This window comes from Streptomyces sp. NPDC012474 (assembly GCF_042955185.1).
GTDB classification, from domain to species: domain Bacteria; phylum Actinomycetota; class Actinomycetes; order Streptomycetales; family Streptomycetaceae; genus Streptomyces; species Streptomyces cahuitamycinicus.
Genome location: NZ_JBIBEP010000001.1, coordinates 529295 through 547719 on the forward strand (window position 1 = coordinate 529295; position 18425 = coordinate 547719).

The following is an 18425-nucleotide window of genomic DNA, read 5'->3' on the forward strand; positions in this document are numbered from 1 at the left end:
TCCGGCCATGCTCGCCGCGGGGCGCAGGGGCCGGACTGCCGCACGGGCGCTACGGCAGGTAACCTCCAGCTCATGTCCCGCCATGTCGCGATCGTCACCGATTCAACGGCCTACCTGCCGACCCGGACGATGGAGCGTCACGGCATCACGGCGGTACCCCTGACCGTGGTCCTCGGCGACCGGGCGCTGGAAGAGGGCACCGAGATCTCGACCCGCGCCCTCGCCCAGGCTTTGCAGAAGCGGCGCCCCGTGACGACCTCGCGACCCGCTCCCGCGGTCTTCGAGGAGACGTACCGCAAGGTCGCCGAGTCCGGCGCCACCGGCATCGTCTCCCTCCACCTCTCCGCCGAACTCTCCGGTACGTACGACGCGGCCGTCGTGGCCGCACGGCAGTCGCCGGTTCCGGTGCGGGTGGTGGACACCGGCATGATCGCGATGGCGCTCGGATTCTGCGCGCTCGCCGCCGCGGAGGCCGCGGAGTCGGGCGGGACGGTGGACGAGGCCGTCGCGGCCGCGGAGAAGAGGGCCGCGGGCACCTCCGCCTACTTCTACGTGGACACCCTCGACTACCTGCGGCGCGGCGGCCGTATCGGTGCCGCTCAGGCCCTGCTGGGCTCGGCGCTCGCGGTGAAGCCGCTGCTGCAACTGGCCGACGGCCGTATCGAACCGCTGGAGAAGGTGCGGACCGCGTCCAAGGCGATCGCCCGCCTCGAAGAGATCGCGGCCGACCGTGCCGGCAGCGCCCAGGTGGATGTCGCCGTGCACCATCTCGCCGCCCCGGACCGGGCGTCGGCCCTCGCCGACCGGCTGCGGACACGGGTGTCAGGGCTGGCCGATCTGCATGTCAGCGAAGTCGGGGCGGTGATCGGGGCGCACACGGGGCCCGGGCTGCTGGGAGTCGTGGTTTCGCCCCGGTGAACGTTGCTGTGGAGCTCGGGTCGCCCGTGTGAGGGACGAGGTTGTCCACAACCGGGGGGTCGTCCCCGGGAATCGAGCAAGATCATCGCGAGTGGGCCGAGGTGGCCGATCCTCGTCGCATGGCACTTCGATCACGTTCACGCACAGCGACCGCGACCAGTGGCCCGGGCCGTGGGCCGGTGTCCGACGGGCGCGTCCGTCATCGCCGGCACACACCTGTCGCACGCGGGCGGGCCCGCCGGAATCATGCCTCGGCGGAGGAACTCCGGCGGCGCGCAGAGGCGTTGTTCGGCGAGCCTGCCGAGCTTGCCGAGCCGACTGGACCGGCCGAGTCAGAGCCTGCCGAGCCAGCCGAGTCGGAGCTTGCCGGTTCGGCCGGGCCGCCGGGCCGGGGCGAGCCGGTCGAACGGGCGGGTGAGCGGCGGGAGTCGGGGCAAGGGCCGCCGGGGCCGGCTGGCTCCGTCGGTGTCGAAGAGACCCGGCGAGGGCCGGCTGCCGTGGGTGCTTTCGCCGAGCCGGAGGGCGCCGACGGTGGCACGGCGGAGGGAGCCTGGCGGGAGCGGGCCGGGCTCGCGCTGCGGGAGCGGATGCCGCTGTGGTTGCAGGCCAGGTGCGGTCTGGAGCGGCGGAATGTGCTGGCCCTGACGGTGGTGCTCGTCGTCGTGGCGGGATTCGCCGTGCAGCACTTCTGGGCAGGCCGCTCGCAGACCGTGCGTCCGCCGGAGGTGGTGCGGGCGGCGGTGCCGTTCGGGGAGCGGCAGGAGAGCGGACAGGCCGGCGGGGAGCGGGTCCCAGGCCTCACCGGGGTGACTGCCGGTGCTCCGGCGGGAGCTTCCGCCGGGCCCGTGAAGGCGGGGGCGGCCGCGATCGTCGTGGACGTCAGCGGCAAGGTCCGCGAACCGGGGATCCACCGGCTGCCGGCCGGTTCGCGGGTGGCGGACGCGCTGCACGCGGCGGGCGGGGTGAAACCGGGCACGAACACCGACGGGCTCAACCGCGCCCGGTTCCTCGTGGACGGCGAGCAGGTGATCGTCGGGGGGCCGGCTCCCGTCGCGGGACCCGCGGCGGGCGGTACGGCGGCCGGTGGCCCGGCCGGTGCGGCGGCGGGCGGGGTGGCAGCCCCGGCGGCTCCGGTCCCGCTCAACACGGCCACCGCGGACCAGCTCGACACCTTGCCGGGTGTCGGCCCGGTGCTGGCCCAGCACATCATCGACTACCGCATGCAGCACGGCGGTTTCCGTTCCGTGGACGAACTGCGTGAGGTGAACGGCATCGGCGACCGCCGCTTCGCCGACCTGCGGAACCTCGTACGGCCATGAGGAGCCTGTCCGGCCCGCCGTCGCGGCAGGACGAGGCCGCGTCCGGTCTCCGGCCCGCCCGGTCGTCCGTGCACGCTTCCTCCGGCACACGCCTCGGCGCCGCCCGTCCACGCCAGGAAGGCCCGACGGACCTGCGGCTCGTGCCACCGGCCCTCGCGGCCTGGGGCACGGCGGCGCTCCTGCTCCACGCGGCGCCGGAACGGGTCCTCGGCATCGTGATCGGCTGTCTGGTGGCCGTCGGGCTGCTGCCGTTGGCCCGGCGGCGCCGGACGGCGTCATGGCCGCGGGCCTCGGCCGCCGCCCTGCTGCTGTGCGTCGCCGCGGCTGCCGCCTCGGCCGGGCTGCACGGGGCGGATCTGCGACGGGGGCCCGTGCCCGGCCTGGCGCGGGAGTACGCGAGGGTGACCGCCGAGGTCGAGCTCACATCGGACCCGCGGCTCACCCGGCCGAGGGCCCGGGGCGATCACGCGACTCCGACGGCCGTGCTGATCGACGCCGACGTGCGGCGCGTCCAGGAGGCGGGAGGCACGGCGGTGACGACACGGGCACCGGTGCTGCTGATCGTCGACGTGGACGCGGCCCCTCCCGGCCGGACGGCCGGTGGGCGGGGGCGGTCACCGTGGCTCGGCCTGCTGCCGTCGACGCGGCTGCGGGTCAGTGCGCGGCTGGCGCCCGCGATGACGGGCGGCGACCGGATCGCGGCGGTGCTGCGGGTGCGGGACCAGGGCGAACCGGAAGTGGTGGGAGAGCCCTCGGGGCCGCAGCGGCTCGCCGGGCGGCTGCGCGCGGGGCTGCGCGAGGCGACCGACGGACTGCCGGCGGACGCCCGGGCGCTGCTGCCGGGGCTGGTCGTGGGGGACACCTCGAGGATCACCGAGGAGTTGGAGGAGGCGTTCAAGGAGACCGACCTCACACACACGCTGGCCGTGTCCGGAGCCAACTTCACGATCCTCCTGGCGCTGCTGCTCGGGCCCCCGGGCCTGGCGCAGCACGTCGAGCGGCGGGGGCTCGCGCCGCGGCTCGGTATCTCCCTGCGCGGGACGGCGGTGCTCGGGGGTGCGCTCTCGCTCGGTTTCGTCGTCGTGTGCAGACCGGACCCGAGCGTGGTGCGGGCCGCGGCCTGCGGGGCCGTGGCGCTGCTCGCCCTGGCGACCGGCCGCCGCAGATCGATGATCCCCGCGCTGGCGACGGCGGTTCTGCTGCTCGTGCTGTACGACCCCTGGCTCGCGCGGAGTTACGGGTTCCTGTTGTCCGTCGTGGCGACCGGTGCCCTGCTCACGCTCGCGCCGCGCTGGAGCGCCGGGCTGCGGCGGCGCGGGGTGCCGCCGGGGGTGGCTGAGGCGCTGGGCGCCGCCGCGGCCGCGCAGGCCCTGTGCGCGCCCATTGTCGCCGTGCTGTCGGCGCGGGTGAGCCTGGTGGCGGTGCCCTGCAACCTGCTCGCGGAGTTCGCGATCGCGCCGGCGACCGTGCTGGGGTTCGCGGCGCTGGCCACGGCACCGGTGGCGATGCCGGTGGCCCGGGCCCTGGCCTGGTGCGCGCACTGGCCCGCCGAGTGGATCGCGCAGATCGCCCGGACCGGGGCGGCGCTGCCGGGCGCGGGAGTGGACTGGCCGGGCAGGTGGACGGGTGCGGCGCTGCTCCTGGCAGTGACCCTCGTGGTGGTGCTCGTCGGACGGCGACTCCTCGGGCATCCCTGGTGGTGCGGGGTCTGCGGAGTACTGCTGGTGCTGGTGGTGGTGCAGCCGCCGCCACTGACCCGGGTGGTCACGGGCTGGCCACCGCCGGGCTGGCGGCTGGTGATGTGTGACGTGGGGCAGGGCGACGCCCTGGTGCTCGCGGCGGGCGAGGGGACGGGCGTGGTGGTGGACGCGGGACCCGACCCGCGGCTCGTCGACCACTGCCTGCGCTCACTGGGCATCAGCAGGGTCCCGCTGGTCGTACTCACCCACTTCCACGCCGATCACGTGGCGGGCCTGCCCGGGGTGCTGCGCGGGCGGGCGGTGGGCGCGATCGAGACGACGGGGTTCGAAGAGCCCGCGGACCAGGCCGCGTTCGTACGGAGGCTCGCGGCGGCACGGCGGATCCCCGTGACGCGGGCAGCGGCCGGGGAGCAGCGGCGTACGGGGGAGTTGGCATGGCAGGTGGTGTGGCCGCCCCCGAGCCCGCCGGACCCACCCCCGGGGGCGGTTCCGGAGGTGCTTCCCGGGGTGCGCCCGGCTCATCCGGTGCCGGAGGGGCCGAACGACGCCAGTGTCGCCATGCTGGTCCGCTCCGGTGGACTGCGCCTGCTGCTCCTCGGGGACCTGGAGCCCCCGGCACAGCGGGCACTTGCCCGGTCGCCGGCGGCCGGGGCGCTGGAGGGCGTGGACGTGCTGAAGGTCGCCCATCACGGATCGGCCTACCAGGACCCGGGCCTCATGGGCCGGGTCGCCCCACGGCTTGCCCTCATCTCCTGCGGTGAGGACAACGCGTACGGCCACCCTGCGCCCGGCTTGGTCGCGGCGCTGACCGACGGGGGCGCGGCCGTGCTGCGGACGGACCGGGACGGCGCGCTCGCGGTCGTGGGAGGGGGCGGAGAGCTGAGCGTGGCGCGAGACTGAGGGCATGAACTCACCACAGGTCGATGCCTATCTTCGCCGGCTGGGAGTCGAGCACCCGGCGTGGCCCACGGTCGACGCGCTCCGTGAGCTGCACCTGCGTCACCTGCAGACCGTGCCGTTCGAGAACCTCTCGATCCACCTGGGCGAGGAGATCGCGCTGGAGGAGAAGCGGCTACTGGACAAGGTGGTGGGCGCGCGACGGGGCGGATTCTGCTACGAACTCAACGGTTCCTTCGGGGCGTTGCTCGCCGCCCTGGGGTACGACGTGGCGCTCCTGGCGGCGCGCGTCTACGGGGACGAGGGGCGGCTCGGGATCCCCTACGACCATCTCGCACTGCGGGTGCGGACGGTGGACGGGGGCGACTGGCTGGCCGATGTCGGGTTCGGGGCGCACAGCCACCTTCCGCTGAGGTTCGGAGAGCGGGGAGAACAGGAGGACCCGGGAGGCACGTTCCGGATCACCGAGGCGGAGCCCGATGCGGCTGGTGTACGTGGCGGGCACGGCACGGTGGAGGCGGCGGACCTGGACGTGCTCCGGGGCGGCACACCGCAGTACCGCCTGGAGGTGCGGCCGCGGGTACTCGGCGACTTCGCGGCCGGCGCGTGGTGGCACAGCACGTCGCCGCTGTCGCATTTCACGCGCTCGCTGGTCTGCTCGCTGGTGACGGAGGACGGAGGCAGGATCACGCTCAGCGGGCGCAGGCTCACGGCGACGGCGGCCGACGGGACGCGGGACGTGCGGGAACTGGAGACGGACGAGGAGGCGCTGGGGGTGTACCGGGAGCGGTTCGGGATCGGGCTCGACGAGGTGCCGGCACTGCGAGATCCCGCGTAGAAGCCATGCAGGGCCACAGGCCCACACAGGGCCGCATGGGGCCACATACGGACACACTGGGGCTGCCTGGGGCTACTCGTGCGTAGTACCAGCACATCTGCTGGATTCCCGTGATGTGGTCCCGTGTTGCCTCGAAAGCCTCACCGGTGGTCGAATGCGTCTTCGGCGATGTGTGATCAACAGTGATCAACAGGCGATTTCGAGCCACTGAGGGAGTCGTGGATGATCGGCCGCTGGCGGGGAAGCCGCACCAGCCGGGTGCAACGGACGAGTCCCCTGGCGGCGTTGCAGACACCGCCGAGCGCGGGAGTGCTGGCCTGCCGGGTGCTGGACCCGGTCAACGAGCCGGTCAGGCACGCGGAGTTCGCGGTCACGGACGCCGTGGGGCGGCCGGTGGTCAGCGGGGGAGCGGACCCGTACGGGTCGTTCGTGACGACGGTGCCCGCGGGGGAGTACCGGCTCGCAGTGTCGGCGGAGGGGTACACGCCCTACCGGGCGACCACGCAGGTCGCCGAGAACACGCTCGCGTCCCTCGGGGACGTGACGCTCCAGGTGGCCCGGCCGCCGGAGCTCCCCGGCGCCGGTGACTGGGAGATCGAGTCGGCGCACTCCACCATCGGCTTCACCGCGCGGCACATCGGACTGGCCCGGATCCACGGGCGGTTCAAGTCGTTCGCGGGAGTCATACGGCTCGCCGATCCGGTGGAGCGCTCGGCGATGCACGTGGTGATCGACGCGGCGTCCATCGACACCGACATGAGGATGCGCGACGACCATCTGCGCTCGGCGGACTTCCTGGACGTCGAACGGTTCCCGACGCTGGAGTTCTACAGCGACCGGTTCCTGCACAAGGGCGGGAACCGGTGGGCCGTGACGGGGGCGCTGTCGCTGCACGGAGTGACGCGGACGGTCACGCTGGACACGGAGTACCTGGGGCTGGGCAACGGCATGGAGGGCGAGGTCCGGGCGGCCTGCCGGGCCACGACCGAGCTGCACCGGGACGACTTCACCGTGAGCTGGCAGACCATGCTGGCGCGGGGCATCGCGGTGGTGGGACCGAGCATCAGGGTCGACCTCGACGTGCAGGTCGTCCGCAAGGGCTGAGCGGCCGGGCCGCGACGCGGTGTCGGACAATGTCCGGCGTGAGTGATGTGCGACATGTGCTGGTGCTGCCCGATCGTGACGCCGCGGAAGAGGTGGTGGAGGCGCTGCGGGAGCGGTTCGGGGTCGTCGAGGAGCCGCGGCTGGTGCGGGACGCGCTGGCCGGGGAGGACGATGCCGAGGACGCGCAGTGGCTGGTCGCCCTGCGGGACGAGGACGGGCGGCTGGACCCCGGGGAGCTGGACGGGCTGGCCGGTGAGTGGGAGGGCTGGCGGGAGGAGCCGTAGCCGCCCCCGGCCCGTGAGCGTGGGACCGCTCGTGTGCGTGGGACTGCCCGGGACTGCCCATGTGCGTGCGACCCTGCGTCACCGCACGTCCGGGTCCGTCGGGGCCCGCTGTCAGTGGCGCGTGGGATGCTTGTCGCGATGGCCAGGAAGACAGCGCATGACGACCCCCTCGCCCCGGTGACGCTCGCCGTGGGCCAGGAGGACCTGCTCCTCGACCGTGCCGTGCAGGAGGTGGTGGCCGCCGCGAAGGCCGCCGACGCCGACACGGACGTACGGGACCTGACCCCGGACCAGGTACAGCCCGGCACGCTCGCCGAGCTGACGAGCCCGTCGCTCTTCGCGGAGCGCAAGGTCGTGGTCGTACGCAACGCGCAGGACCTTTCGGCCGACACGGTCAAGGACGTGAAGGCGTACCTGGGTGCCCCGGCCGAGGAGATCACCCTCGTGCTGCTGCATGCGGGCGGGGCCAAGGGCAAGGGACTGCTCGACGCGGCGCGCAAGGCGGGGGCGCGTGAGGTGGCCTGCCCGAAGATGACGAAGCCGGCGGACCGGCTGGCGTTCGTGCGGGGCGAGTTCAGGGCGATGGGGCGATCGGCCACGCCGGAGGCGTGCCAGGCGCTGGTCGACGCCCTCGGCAGCGATCTGCGGGAGCTGGCCTCGGCGGCGTCGCAGCTGGTCGCGGACGTCGAGGGGACGATCGACGACGCGGTCGTCGGGCGGTACTACACCGGGCGGGCCGAGGCGTCGAGCTTCACGGTGGCCGACCGGGCGGTCGAGGGGCGGACGGCGGAGGCCCTGGAGGCGTTGCGCTGGTCGCTGGCGACCGGGGTGGCGCCGGTACTGATCACGAGTGCGCTCGCGCAGGGCGTCCGGGCGATCGGGAAGCTGTCGTCCGCGCGTGGAGGGCGGCCGGCCGATCTGGCGCGGGAGCTGGGGATGCCGCCGTGGAAGATCGACCGGGTGCGTCAGCAGATGCGGGGCTGGACTCCGGACGGGGTGTCGATCGCGCTGCGGGCCGTGGCCGAGGCGGACGCGGGGGTGAAGGGCGGGGGGGACGATCCCGAGTACGCCCTGGAGAAGGCGGTGGTCACGATCGCGCGGGCGGCCCGCTCCCGGGGCCGGGGCTGAGGCCGCGGGACTCAGTACAGGGGCTGACCGATTCCCAGCAGGTTCCCCTCGCTGTCGTGGAACCAGCCGCCGCGTTCGCCCCGTGCGCCCTTGCTCGGGTAGTGCCCCTCGATCTCGGCGATTCCGCCCTGCGTGCGGAGGCCGGGCACGTCGACCTCCTCGAAGACCACACCGCGCCGCTTGAGCTCCGCCACGGCGGCCTCGATGTCGTCGACCTCCAGCGCCATCTGGGTGAACGTGCCGGGCGAGGCGCCCGTCGACCGGAACAGCACGAACTCCGCGCCGCCGCAGCGGTACAGCAGCCCACCGGGCCGTTCGTCGACCGGCTCCAGACCGAGTTTCTCCGCGTAGAAGCGCCGCGCCCGGTCCAGGTCCTGAGCGGGAAGCCTGGTCGCCACCCGGGCCCCGGCCAGCACGTTCCTGTCGTCCGCGTCATCGCCTGCGTCCATGTCTCCACTGTGCCGCCAAAGCCGTCCGGAGGGAGAATCGGGAGTGCAGCCGTACTCGCCAAGCGACGGAGAGGTGGCGGAGGACATGGCTGAACACCCGCACGCGGCGCTGGTCCGCAAGGGATTCGAGGCCTTCTCGCGCGGTGACATGGACACCCTGCGCCAACTGATCGCGGGGGACGCCACCCACCACGTGCCCGGGGATCACCCGTTGTCGGGTGATTTCAAAGGGGTGGACTCGATCATCGAGATGTACGAGCGGCTCGGCGCGGAGACGAACGGGACGATGCGCGCCGAGTTGATCGGCATCTGTGTCGACGACCGCGGTCACGCGGTCGCCATGACCCGTTTCACGGCCGAGCGCAACGGCAAGACCCTCGACGACACCGGCTGCATCATCTTCCGGATCGTCGGCGACAAGGTCACCGACCTCGACGACTGTGTCGAGGACATCGAGAGGAACAACGCGTTCTGGTCCTGAACGGGCCGAAGGCCCGGCCGGCCGCTCTGGGGAAGAGCGGAAGGCAGGGCCTTCGATTCAAGCTGCTGGATCCGCGCCCGCGTGGCGAACGCAGGCCGCGCGCGGATCCGAGGGGTGCCGGACGGGAGCGGATGAGAGAGGGCCCGCTCGATTCCCTCCGGCGTCACATCAGATGTCAGCCCTTGAGCGCGGCGACCTTCTGAGCCAGCGCCGACTTCTTGTTGGCGGCCTGGTTCTTGTGGATGACGCCCTTGGAGACGGCCTTGTCGAGCTGACGCGCGGCGACGCGCTGGTACTCGGTGGCCTTCTCGACGTCACCCGCGGCAGCAGCCTCACGGGCCTTGCGGATCGCGGTCTTGAGGGAGGACTTGACGGCCTTGTTGCGCAGCCGAGCCTTCTCGTTGGTCTTGATCCGCTTGATCTGGGACTTGATGTTCGCCACGAATGAGCCTTCTCAGGTTCTGGCACGAGGGCGCACGCAGACCGCGCGATTCCCGCACCGGGTGATTTCTTGAGGTAGCGCCTCCTGCGAGAGGGCATGAGGCACAGCCACCCAGGCTACCAGTGGCCTCTTCCACGGCCCAAACCCGTCCGTGGTCCCCACCCGTGGGACCATGGAGGCTACGTATCGATCCGACCCGAGACCGCAGACACTGCGGACGCCTCAAGAATCAGGACCCTGCGTGCCCGCGATCCCCAGCCACGTGCCCGAGCCGAGCCGTACCGATCCGGCTCTGATCCGCAACTTCTGCATCATCGCGCACATCGACCACGGCAAGTCCACGCTCGCCGACCGGATGCTCCAGCTGACCGGAGTGGTCGAGCAGCGGCAGATGCGCGCCCAGTACCTCGACCGCATGGACATCGAGCGCGAGCGTGGCATCACGATCAAGTCGCAGGCGGTGCGTCTGCCGTGGGCTCCCACCCACGACAAGAACGACACGCACATCCTCAACATGATCGACACCCCGGGGCACGTCGACTTCACCTATGAGGTCTCGCGGTCGCTCGCGGCCTGCGAGGGCACCGTGCTCCTCGTCGACGCGGCCCAGGGCATCGAGGCGCAGACCCTCGCCAACCTGTACCTGGCGATGGAGAACGACCTCAAGATCATCCCTGTGCTGAACAAGATCGACCTGCCGGCCGCCCAGCCGGAGAAGTTCTCCGAGGAGCTCGCCAACCTCATCGGCTGCGACCCCGACGACGTGCTGAAGGTCTCCGCCAAGACGGGCCTGGGCGTCGAGGCGCTGCTCGACAAGGTCGTCGCCGAGGTCCCGCCCCCGGTCGGCGTCAAGGACGCGCCCGCCCGCGCCATGATCTTCGACTCGGTCTACGACTCCTACCGCGGTGTCGTGACGTACGTCCGTGTCATCGACGGTCAGCTCAACAAGCGCGAGCGCATCCGGATGATGTCCACCAACGCCACTCACGAGCTGTTGGAGATCGGGACGAACTCGCCCGAGATGCTCGCCGCCGACGGGCTCGGCGTCGGCGAGGTGGGCTATCTGATCACCGGCGTGAAGGACGTCCGCCAGTCCAAGGTCGGTGACACCGTCACCAGTCAGTCCAAGGGGGCCACGGAGGCGCTCGGCGGCTACAAGGACCCCAAGCCGATGGTCTTCTCGGGCCTGTACCCGCTGGACGGCTCGGACTACCCCGAGCTGCGCGAGGCCCTGGACAAGCTCCAGCTCAACGACGCCGCGCTGGTCTACGAGCCGGAGACCTCCGCCGCCCTCGGCTTCGGCTTCCGCGTCGGCTTCCTCGGCCTGCTGCACCTGGACGTGATCCGGGAGCGGCTGGAGCGCGAGTTCGGCCTCGATCTGATCGCCACCGCGCCGAACGTGGTCTACCGCGTCCTCATGGAGGACGGCACCGAGCACACCGTCACCAACCCCAGCGAGTTCCCCGAGGGCAAGATCTCGGAGGTCTACGAGCCGGTGGTGCGGGCCACCATCCTGGCGCCCAGCGAGTTCATCGGCTCGATCATGGAGCTGTGCCAGACCCGGCGCGGCACTCTGCTCGGCATGGACTACCTGTCCGAGGACCGCGTCGAGATCCGCTACACGCTCCCGCTCGCCGAGATCGTCTTCGACTTCTTCGACCAGCTGAAGTCCAAGACCCGCGGCTACGCCTCGCTCGACTACGAGCCCACCGGCGAGCAGACCTCCAGCCTGGTCAAGGTCGACATCCTGCTGCACGGCGACAAGGTCGACGCCTTCTCGGCGATCACCCACAAGGACGCGGCGTACGCCTACGGTGTGCGGCTCGTCGCCAAGCTGCGCGAGCTCATCCCGCGGCAGGCCTTCGAGGTGCCCATCCAGGCCGCCATCGGCTCCCGGGTCATCGCCCGCGAGACCATCCGCGCCATCCGCAAGGACGTCCTCGCCAAGTGCTACGGCGGTGACATCTCGCGTAAGCGGAAGCTGCTGGAGAAGCAGAAGGAAGGCAAGAAGCGGATGAAGATGGTGGGTTCCGTGGAAGTTCCGCAGGAGGCCTTCATCGCGGTCCTGTCGAGCGATGACAGCGCGGGGTCGGGCAAGGGCAAGAAGTAACCACGGATTACCGAGGGTTACACCGCAATCCGGGTTGAACAGGGGCTCGCCGTGCGAAAGTGCGGCGGGCCCTGTGCGTACGTGGGGTAGCTCTCTGTACGAAGTGACAGGCCGCGGCCCCTTACGCAGGGGCCGGACGCCCTTTACTCTGATCCCTGCTCGATAGTTACTCACGAGTTAAACAAGGGCTCGTGAGTGAACCCAGCCGCACCTGAGCCAGCCGCATTGTCGCGGGCCCCGGAGGATGTCGTGAGCGACGCACAGACCCTGATCGAGAACCGTCCGCCGTCCGTGGCGGGCCTCTTCCTGGAGCGCGTGACGGCCACGCCGGACGCCGAGGCCTATCGGTATCCGGTCCCGTCATCGGGCCAGGGCCCGGACGAGTGGAGGTCGCTGAACTGGGCGCAGGCAGCCGAGCGGGTCTACGCCATCGCGGCGGGACTCATCGAGCTGGGCGTGCGGCCCGAGCAGCGCGTCGCCCTCGCCGCCGGCACCCGGATCGAGTGGATCCTCGCCGACCTCGGCATCATGTGCGCCGGCGCGGCCACCACCACGGTGTATCCGCAGACCAACGCCGAGGAGTCCGCGTACATCCTGTCGGACTCCGAGAGCCGGGTACTGATCGCGGAGAACGCCGAGCAGCTGGCCAAGGCCAAGGAGAAGCGTGCCGAGCTGCCCGAGCTGACGCATGTCGTGGTGATCGACGCGGCCGGGGTGGAGACCGCCGACTGGATCCTCACCCTGGACGAGCTGGAGAAGCGTGGCGCGGCCCGCTTGGAGAAGGATCCCGACCTGATCAAGGAGCGGGTCGGCGCGATCACCAGGGACCAGCTGGCCACCCTCATCTACACCTCCGGCACCACGGGCCGCCCCAAGGGTGTGCGCCTGCCGCACGACAACTGGTCGTACATGGCGAAGGCGATCGCCGCGACCGGGCTGGTCAGCACCGAGGACGTGCAGTACCTCTGGCTGCCCCTCGCGCACGTCTTCGGCAAGGTGCTGACCTCCGGGCAGATCGAGGTCGGTCACGTCACCGCCGTGGACGGCCGGGTCGACAAGATCATCGAGAACCTGCCGGTGGTGCAGCCGACGTACATGGCGGCCGTGCCGCGCATCTTCGAGAAGGTCTACAACGGCGTGGCGGCGAAGGCCCGGGCGGGCGGCGGCGCCAAGTACAAGATCTTCCAGTGGGCGGCCGAGGTGGCCCGCGACCACGCCAAGGTCTCTCAGGACAACTTCCGCCGGACCGGGACCGCGTCCGTGCCGTTCGGGCTGGGCGCGAAGCACAAGGTCGCCGACGCGCTGGTGTTCGCCAAGATCCGCGAGGCCTTCGGCGGGAACCTGCGGGCGTGCGTCTCCGGCTCCGCCGCCCTCGCGCCGGAGATCGGCTACTTCTTCGCCGGCGCCGGCATCCACATCCTGGAGGGCTACGGCCTGACCGAGTCCTCGGCGGCGTCCTTCGTCAACCCGGGCGAGGCCTACCGCACCGGCACGGTCGGCAAGCCGCTGCCCGGCACCGAGGTGCGGATCGCCGACGACGGGGAGATCCTGCTGCGCGGCCCGGGCATCATGGAGGGCTACCACAAGCTGCCCGAGAAGACCGCCGAGGTGCTGGAGCCGGACGGCTGGTTCCACACCGGGGACATCGGGGAGCTGTCGCCCGACGGATACCTGCGGATCACCGACCGCAAGAAGGACCTCATCAAGACCTCGGGCGGCAAGTACATCGCCCCGGCGGAGGTCGAGGGGCAGTTCAAGGCGGTGTGCCCGTACGTGTCCAACATCCTGGTGCACGGGGCCGACCGGAACTTCTGTACGGCGCTCATCGCGCTCGACGAGGTGGCCATCACCGGCTGGGCCAAGGACAACGGGCTGGAGGGCAAGTCGTACGCGGAGATCGTGGCGGCGCCGGTGACCGTCGAGATGGTCGACGGGTATGTGAAGCAGCTCAACGAGGGCCTTCAGCGGTGGCAGACCATCAAGAAGTTCCGGCTGCTTCCGCGGGACCTCGATGTCGAGCACGGTGAGATCACGCCGAGCCTGAAGCTGAAGCGGCCGGTGGTGGAGCGCGAGTACAAGCACCTGATCGAGGAGATGTACGACGGGTCGCGCGAAGCGTAGGGGGTGGTGGGGGCTGTGTGGCGGCTGCGGGTGCGTCGTGGCTTGTCGCGCAGCTCCCCGCGCCCCTAGGTGGCTTCCCCTACGCGGCGTTTCAAGTCCTGGATCTCTGCCCTGAGGCGTTCCACCTCTTTTCCCTTGCGGTAGAGGTCCAGGAAGACGCTCACCTTGGCCCGCAGGACCCACGGGTCGAAGGGCTTGGTCACATAGTCCGCGGCGCCGGTCGCGTAGCCGCGGAAGGCGTAGCCCGAGTCGTCGTCCGCGCCGGTGAGGAAGATGACCGGGACGTCCCGGGTCTGGTCGAGGCGTTTGATGTGGGCGGCCGTCTCGAAGCCGTCCATGCCGGGCATGCGGATGTCGAGCAGGACCAGGGCGATCGGCTGCCGCAGCAAGGCCTTCATCGCCTCCTCGCCGGAACGGGCGCGTACCAGCGGTTCGTTGAGGGAGGCGAGGACGGCCTCCAGGGCGGTCAGGTTGTCCTCCATGTCGTCGACCAGGAGGATTCCGGCGCGTTCGGGGTGAGTGGCCGTGCTGCTCATGCCTTCTCTTCCGTGCCCTCGGGGTCCAGCAGTTCGCACACGACCGTCAGCAGGCCGTCGAGGTCCACCGGTTTGGGCACATAGTCGTTGGCGCCCCGGGCGATGGACTTCTCCCGGTCGCCGGGCATCGCCTTCGCTGTCAGGGCCACGATCGGCAGGCCCGCCCAGCGGGGTGTGCGGCGGATCGCGGAGATCGTCTCGTAGCCGTCCATCTCCGGCATCATGATGTCCATCAGGACCAGTTCCACGTCCGCGCTGCGCTCCAGCGTCTCGATGCCCTCGCGGCCGTTCTCCGCGTACAGCACGGTCATGCCGACCCGGCCCAGGACATGGGTGAGGGCGAAGACGTTGCGGATGTCGTCGTCGACGATCAGTACCCGCCGCCCGGCCAGGATCCGGCCCGGCCTGCCGGACGTCCAGGTCTCCAGCTTGGTCGGGGACGGCCAGGCGTCGTCCGTGTCGTGTACCACCGGGAACGGCTCGGCGGCCGGCTGGAGGGGCAGCGGCAGGCCGGTGCGGTCCTCGGGGGCCGGTACCGGGGGCGGGGCCATGTGACCGGGGCTGACGACCGGGACGTAGAGGGTGAAGGTGGAGCCCTTGCCGGGTTCGCTCTCGGCGACGATCCGGCCGCCGAGCAGGCCCGCGATCTCCCGGCTGATGGACAGCCCGAGGCCGGTCCCGCCGTACTTGCGGTTGGTTGTGCCGTCGGCCTGCTGGAACGCCTCGAAGATCACCGGGAGCTTCTCCGGCGCGATCCCGATGCCGGTGTCGGACACGGCGAAGGCGATGACGTCGTCGGTGTCCCTGACGCAGCGGTGCTCGGTGTCCTTCACCCGGTCGACCCGCAGCTCGACCTTGCCGGCCGCGGTGAACTTGATCGCGTTGGAGAGGAGGTTGCGCAGGATCTGCTGGAGGCGCTGCTCGTCCGAGTACATCTCGCGCGGTACGTCCTCGCCGACGGCCAGTTCGAAGGCGAGCCCCCGGTCGATGGTGAGCGGGCGGAAGGTGGCGTGGACGTAGTCGAGCAGTTTGATGAGCGGGAGCCGCTTGGGGCGTACGTCCATCCGGCCGGCCTCGATCTTCGACAGGTCGAGGATGTCGTTGATCAGCTGGAGCAGGTCCGAGCCCGAACGGTGGATCGTCGTCGCGAACTGCACCTCCTGGTCGGAGAGATGGCCGTCCGGGTTGTCGGAGAGCAGCCGGGCCAGGATCAGCAGGGAGTTCAGCGGCGTGCGCAGCTCGTGCGACATGTTGGCCAGGAACTCGGACTTGTACTGGGAGGACGTGGCCAGCAGGGCGGCCTTCTCCTCCAGTGCCGCGTTGGAGCGCTGGAGTTCGCCCTGCTGCTTCTGGAGTTCGTCCGAGCGTTCCTGGAGCTGCATGGCCAGCCGCTGGGACTCGCCGAGCAGGGATTCCGTGCGGGAGTTGGCGATGATCGTGTTGATGGCGACGCCGATGGTGTTGACGAACTGGTCGAAGAACGCCAGGTGCACGTCGGAGAAGCGGGAGAAGGAGGCGAGTTCGATGACGCCGAGGAGCTTGTCCTCGAAGAGGATCGGGATGATGACGATCGTGGTCGGGGCCGCTTCTCCCAGACCACTGTTGATCTTGATGTAGTCGGGCGGGGCGCCCTCGACCAGGATCCGCTTCTTCTCCCGGGCCGCCTGCGCGACCAGACCGTGCACCGGGAGGGCGCCGGTCTCGACGGTCGCGTCCTGGGCGGCTCCGTAGCCGGCGATGAAGGCGAGCCCTTTGGTGGGTGCCGTCGCCCCGTCCTGCTCCGGATCGGCCAGGTAGAACGCGCCGTACTGGGCGTTCACCAGCGGGGTCAACTCGCGGAGTATCAGGTCGGCGACCTCCATCAGGTCCCGGTGGCCCTGCATCAGGGCGGCGAGCCGGGCCAGGTTGGACTCCAGCCAGTCCTTCGCGCGGGTCGTCTCGCGCAGGTTGGCCACCATCAGGTTGATGTTGTCTTTCAGCTCGGTGACCTCGCCCTGCGTCTCCACCGTGATCGAGCGGGACATGTCGCCCTGGGCCACGGCGGAGGCGACCTCGGCGATCGCGCGGACCTGGGTGGTGAGGTTCAGCGCGAGTTCGTTGACGTTCGTCGTCAGGCGCTTCCAGGTGCCGTAGACACCCTCCACCCGGGCCTGACCGCCCAGTCGGCCCTCGGAGCCGACCTCGCGGGCGACCCGCGTGACCTCCGAGGAGAAGGAGGACAGCGTGTCGACCATCGTGTTGATGGTCGTCTTCAGCTCCAGGATCTCGCCGCGCGCGTCCACGTCGATCTTCCGGGACAGGTCGCCCTGCGCCACGGCCGTGGCGACCTGGGCGATGTTGCGGACCTGGGAGGTGAGATTGTCGGCCATGTAGTTGACGTTGTCCGTCAGGTCCCGCCAGACGCCGGAGACGCCCAGCACCTGCGCCCGGCCGCCGAGCCGCCCGTCGGTGCCGACCTCGCGGGCGACGCGGGTGACCTCGTCGGCGAAGGCGCGCAGTTGCTCCACCATCGTGTTGACGGTGTCCTTCAGTTCGAGGATCTCGCCGCGGGCGTCGACCGTGATCTTCTTCGACAGGTCGCCGTTGGCGACGGCGGTGGTGACCTGGGCGATGTTGCGCACCTGGGAGGTCAGGTTCAGCGCCATGAAGTTCACGTTGTCGGTGAGGTCCTTCCAGACGCCGGAGACGCCCCGGACCTGCGCCTGGCCGCCGAGGTTGCCTTCTGTGCCGACCTCGCGGGCGACCCTGGTCACCTCGTCGGCGAACGCGGACAGCTGGTCGACCATCGTGTTGATCGTGGACTTCAGCTCCAGGATCTCGCCCTTGGCCTCGACCGTGATCTTCTTGCCGAGATCGCCCTGGGCGACGGCGGTGGAGACGAGGGCGATGTTCCGCACCTGGGAGGTGAGGTTGTCCGCCATGAAGTTGACGTTGTCGGTGAGGTCCTTCCAGACGCCGGAGACGCCCCGGACCTGGGCCCGGCCGCCGAGGTTGCCCTCGGTGCCGACCTCGCGGGCGACGCGGGTGACCTCGTCGGCGAAGGCGGAGAGCTGGTCGACCATGGTGTTGATGGTCGACTTGAGCTCCAGGATCTCGCCCTGCGCGTCGACCGTGATCTTCTGGGACAGGTCGCCGTTGGCCACGGCCGTCGTCACCTGGGCGATGTTGCGGACCTGCGAGGTCAGGTTCGACGCCATGAAGTTGACGTTGTCGGTGAGGTCCTTCCAGACGCCGGAGACGCCCCGCACCTGCGCCCGGCCGCCCAACCGGCCCTCGGTGCCGACCTCGCGGGCCACGCGGGTGACCTCGTCGGCGAAGGCGGACAACTGGTCGACCATCGTGTTGACGGTCAGCTTCAGCTCCAGCAGCTCGCCGGTCGCCTCGACCGTGACCGTGCGGGTCAGGTCGCCGCGGGCCACCGCCGTCGTCACCGCGGCGATGTCCCGCACCTGGGCCGTCAGCCGGGCCGCCATCGTGTTGACGGCCTCCGTCACGTCCCGCCAACTGCCCGACAGACCCCGCACCTTGGCCCGGCCGCCGAGCCGCCCCTCGGTGCCGACCTCGCGGGCGACCCGCGTCACCTCGCCGGTGAACAGGGAGAGCTGGTCCACCATCTTGTTCACGGCCCGGCCCAGACGCCGCAGATCGCCGCGCAACTGCCGCGTCCCGTCGTGCAGATCGACCCGCTGGGTCAGATCGCCGCCGGCCACCGCGTCCAGCACACGTGTGGCGTTCGCCGCCGGGGCGACCAGGGCGTCGAGCAGCTGGTTCACATCGTTGACGCGGGACGTCCACAGGCCCTGACCGGGGCTGGCCGAGAGCCGCTCGTCGAGCCGGCCGTGACGCACCAGCTCCCGTCTGACGCGCTGCACCTCGGTGGTGAAGTGGACGCTGCGGTCCATGATCTGGTTGAAGACCGCGGTGAGTTCGGCCACCGTCCCGTGGCCGGATTCCGGCACCTTGGTGAAGTCGCCGTCGCGGGCCGCCGTCATGGCGGCGAGCAGGGGACGCAGATCGGATGCACGAATCTGACCGTCTTCGTACCGGTCTTCGACCACAGGAGTAGCACGGTTCTCACTCATGGCGGCCCACTTCGGT

General features: G+C 70.8%; 14 protein-coding genes. 10 read left to right on the top strand and 4 right to left on the bottom strand.

Annotated elements, in window-relative coordinates; all coding sequences use genetic code 11:
• Positions 1–72: 72 nt before the first annotated feature.
• From ACFY9S_RS02330 to holA, 7 genes are all read left to right on the top strand, one after another.
• Complete coding sequence (locus ACFY9S_RS02330) at positions 73–918, top strand: DegV family protein (protein ID WP_391121675.1); 846 nt, start codon at positions 73–75, stop codon at positions 916–918.
• A 119-nt stretch (positions 919–1037) separates the two neighbouring features.
• On the top strand, positions 1038–2237 hold the full coding sequence (locus tag ACFY9S_RS02335; protein ID WP_391121678.1) for a helix-hairpin-helix domain-containing protein: 1200 nt from the start codon (positions 1038–1040) through the stop codon (positions 2235–2237).
• On the top strand, positions 2234–4837 hold the full coding sequence (locus ACFY9S_RS02340) for a ComEC/Rec2 family competence protein (RefSeq protein WP_391121680.1): 2604 nt from the start codon (positions 2234–2236) through the stop codon (positions 4835–4837). Before ACFY9S_RS02335 ends, ACFY9S_RS02340 begins: the two co-directional genes overlap by 4 nt.
• Positions 4838–4841: 4 nt before the next feature.
• Positions 4842–5672, top strand: a complete 831-nt coding sequence (locus tag ACFY9S_RS02345; protein WP_391121683.1) for an arylamine N-acetyltransferase — start codon at positions 4842–4844, stop codon at positions 5670–5672.
• A gap of 222 nt (positions 5673–5894) precedes the next feature.
• Positions 5895–6776 carry a YceI family protein gene (locus ACFY9S_RS02350; protein WP_391121686.1) on the top strand — a complete coding sequence of 294 codons (882 nt, stop codon included), beginning with the start codon at positions 5895–5897 and terminating at the stop codon, positions 6774–6776.
• Between the two features lie 38 nt (positions 6777–6814).
• Positions 6815–7060 (top strand): hypothetical protein, encoded by a 246-nt coding sequence (locus ACFY9S_RS02355; protein WP_391121689.1) that lies wholly within the window; start codon positions 6815–6817, stop codon positions 7058–7060.
• A gap of 138 nt (positions 7061–7198) precedes the next feature.
• Positions 7199–8188, top strand: a complete 990-nt coding sequence (gene holA, locus ACFY9S_RS02360) for a DNA polymerase III subunit delta (RefSeq protein WP_391121692.1) — start codon at positions 7199–7201, stop codon at positions 8186–8188.
• A gap of 11 nt (positions 8189–8199) precedes the next feature.
• Here holA and ACFY9S_RS02365 read toward each other — a convergent pair whose 3' ends face one another.
• Positions 8200–8637, bottom strand: coding sequence for a VOC family protein (locus ACFY9S_RS02365; RefSeq protein WP_391121695.1), 438 nt, complete (start codon positions 8635–8637; stop codon positions 8200–8202).
• An 85-nt stretch (positions 8638–8722) separates the two neighbouring features.
• Here ACFY9S_RS02365 and ACFY9S_RS02370 point away from each other — a divergent pair, with 85 nt between their 5' ends.
• On the top strand, positions 8723–9118 hold the full coding sequence (locus tag ACFY9S_RS02370) for a nuclear transport factor 2 family protein (protein ID WP_391121698.1): 396 nt from the start codon (positions 8723–8725) through the stop codon (positions 9116–9118).
• Positions 9119–9293: 175 nt separating this feature from the next.
• Here ACFY9S_RS02370 and rpsT read toward each other — a convergent pair whose 3' ends face one another.
• Positions 9294–9560 carry a 30S ribosomal protein S20 gene (rpsT, locus tag ACFY9S_RS02375; RefSeq protein WP_033306356.1) on the bottom strand — a complete coding sequence of 89 codons (267 nt, stop codon included), beginning with the start codon at positions 9558–9560 and terminating at the stop codon, positions 9294–9296.
• A gap of 241 nt (positions 9561–9801) precedes the next feature.
• On the opposite strand from rpsT, the gene lepA reads away from it, so the two are divergent.
• Positions 9802–11670: a translation elongation factor 4 gene (lepA, locus tag ACFY9S_RS02380; protein WP_102911557.1), complete on the top strand. Its 1869-nt coding sequence runs from the start codon at positions 9802–9804 to the stop codon at positions 11668–11670.
• Positions 11671–11919: 249 nt separating this feature from the next.
• Entirely contained in the window at positions 11920–13791 is a 1872-nt protein-coding gene (locus tag ACFY9S_RS02385; RefSeq protein WP_391121702.1) for an AMP-binding protein, read from the top strand.
• Positions 13792–13856: 65 nt separating this feature from the next.
• Here ACFY9S_RS02385 and ACFY9S_RS02390 read toward each other — a convergent pair whose 3' ends face one another.
• Entirely contained in the window at positions 13857–14327 is a 471-nt protein-coding gene (locus ACFY9S_RS02390; RefSeq protein ID WP_391121705.1) for a response regulator, read from the bottom strand.
• Positions 14324–18409 carry a HAMP domain-containing protein gene (locus ACFY9S_RS02395; RefSeq protein WP_391121708.1) on the bottom strand — a complete coding sequence of 1362 codons (4086 nt, stop codon included), beginning with the start codon at positions 18407–18409 and terminating at the stop codon, positions 14324–14326. The genes ACFY9S_RS02390 and ACFY9S_RS02395 overlap by 4 nt, the downstream gene beginning before the upstream one ends.
• Positions 18410–18425 lie beyond the last annotated feature (16 nt).